Here is a 671-nt window from a genome sequence, read left to right as displayed (position 1 = left end):
GCAGGTAGACGAACACGTTGGCGAAGGCGATGTACCAGAGCATCCGGTTCTTCAGGACGTGCTCGACGAAGATCTCGCGCGTGGAGAACTCGCGCTCGTGGTTGGCGTCGTAGCCCTCCGGGTAATCGTTCTTCCAGGTCTCCACGGACGGCAGCCCGCAGGATTGCGGCGTGTCCCGCATGGTCAGGAAGGCGAAGACCGCGACGCCGAGCGCCACGGCGGCGGGCACGTAGAAGGCCGCGTGCCAGTCGTTGAACCAGGCCAGGCCGAGCAGGAACAGCGGCCCGATCAGGCCACCGCCGACGTTGTGCGCCACGTTCCAGACCGAGACGACGCCGCCGCGCTCCTTCTGCGACCACCAGTGCACCATCGTGCGACCGCTCGGCGGCCAGCCCATGCCCTGGAACCAGCCGTTGAGGAAGAGCAGCACGAACATGATGCCGACGCTGGACGTCGCCCAGGGCACGAAGCCGAACAGGAACATCACCAGCGCCGAGAGCACGAGGCCGATCGGCAGGAAGTAGCGCGGGTTGGAGCGGTCCGAGACCATGCCCATCAGGAACTTGGACAGGCCGTACGCGATCGCCACCGCGGAGAGCGCGGTGCCGAGCTCACCGCGGCTGTAGCCCTGCTCGACCAAGTAGGGCATGGCCAGCGAGAAGTTCTTGCGC

At 66.6% G+C, this 671-nt stretch carries 1 protein-coding gene; it reads right to left on the bottom strand.

Annotated elements, in window-relative coordinates:
* The coding region (locus ACU8YC_RS25345; protein WP_446896009.1) for an MFS transporter at nucleotides 1-671 on the bottom strand (671 nt) is incomplete at both ends.

It is taken from the genome of Citrobacter sp. VF227 (assembly GCF_052950715.1).
Note: the sequence above shows the minus strand (reverse complement) of the source record. Positions and strands in the feature narration are given on the sequence as shown.